The sequence below is a fragment of the Kitasatospora sp. NPDC059803 genome (assembly GCF_042732255.1).
Lineage (GTDB): Bacteria > Actinomycetota > Actinomycetes > Streptomycetales > Streptomycetaceae > Kitasatospora.
On the sequence record NZ_JBHWIJ010000051.1, the window covers coordinates 35,897 to 37,217 of the forward strand.

Consider the following 1,321-nt stretch of genomic DNA (forward strand, 5'->3'; position numbering starts at 1 on the left):
GTTCAGGGGGCCGCCGCTGCCGCCCATCCGTCCGCCGACCTGCGGAGGCGGCCTCCAGCGCCTACGGTGAGTGCTCATCAGCAGCAGCCGGACGGAGGACCCCAGGTGGTCGAGGAGCAGCGGACCGCGAAGCCGGAACGACTCGCGAGGAAGCCGTACGAGCGGGAACTGCTGCGGCTCCAGCAGGAACTGGTGAAGCTGCAGGAGTGGGTGCGGGTCGAGGGCGCCCGGCTGGTGGTGGTCTTCGAGGGGCGCGACGCCGCCGGCAAGGGCGGCGCGATCAAGCGGGTGACGGAGTACCTGAACCCGCGCATCGCCCGGGTCGCGGCGCTGCCGACCCCGACCGAGCGGCAGAAGACCCAGTGGTACTTCCAGCGGTACGTCGAGCAGCTGCCGGCCGCCGGGGAGATCGTGCTGTTCGACCGCAGCTGGTACAACCGGGCCGGTGTCGAGCGGGTCATGGGCTTCTGCACGGACGAGCAGTACTGGCAGTTCCTGCACCAGTGCCCGACCTTCGAGCGGATGTTGATCGAGTCGGGCATCCTGCTGCGCAAGTACTGGTTCTCGGTGAGCGACACCGAGCAGGAACGGCGCTTCCGGGACCGGCTGGAGGATCCGATGAAGCGCTGGAAGCTCTCCCCGATGGACGTCGAGTCGATCACCCGGTGGGAGGACTACTCGCGGGCCAAGGACGAGATGTTCGTCTACACCGACACCCCGGACTCGCCCTGGCACGTGGTGGAGAGCGACGACAAGCGGCGGGCCCGGATCAACATGATCGCCCACCTGCTCTCCACCGTGCCGTACCGCGAGATCACCGCCCCGCAGATCGACCTGCCGCCCCGCCCGGCCCCGCGCGGCTACCAGCGGCCCCCGCGCGACCTGCAGAAGTACGTCCCGGACCACGCGGCCCGCCTCGATCGGCGGGACAGGGCGTAGGCGCGATGGGGCCGGCTGCTCCGGCGGGTGTGTCGGCGGCCTCGCATAGGCTTCCGGTGTGGACGAACCGGACCTCTTCACCGCCGCCGCCGAGGAACGCCAGAGCAGGGAGCCCGGCCGGGCGCCGCTGGCCGTACGGATGCGCCCGCGCACCCTGGACGAGGTGGCCGGGCAGCGGCAGCTGCTGAAGCCCGGGTCGCCGCTGCGGCGGCTGGTCTCGGGCTCGCGCGGGCCGGCGGCGACCAGCTCGGTGATCCTCTGGGGCCCGCCCGGCACCGGCAAGACCACCCTGGCGCACGTGATCAGCCAGGCCGTGGAAGGCCGCTTCGTCGAGCTGTCCGCGATCACCGCCGGGGTCAAGGAGGTCCGGGCGGTGATCGAC

At 71.6% G+C, this 1,321-nt stretch carries 2 protein-coding genes; both read left to right on the forward strand.

From position 1 onward, the window contains the following. Window positions 1-105 precede the first annotated feature (105 nt). Window positions 106-939 carry a polyphosphate kinase 2 gene (ppk2, locus tag ACFV6I_RS11675; protein WP_380424706.1) on the forward strand — a complete coding sequence of 278 codons (834 nt, stop codon included), beginning with the start codon at window positions 106-108 and terminating at the stop codon, window positions 937-939. Window positions 940-997: 58 nt separating this feature from the next. Continuing rightward, window positions 998-1,321, forward strand: a 324-nt coding sequence (locus ACFV6I_RS11680; RefSeq protein WP_380424701.1) for an AAA family ATPase, incomplete at its 3' end; no start/stop codon positions are given.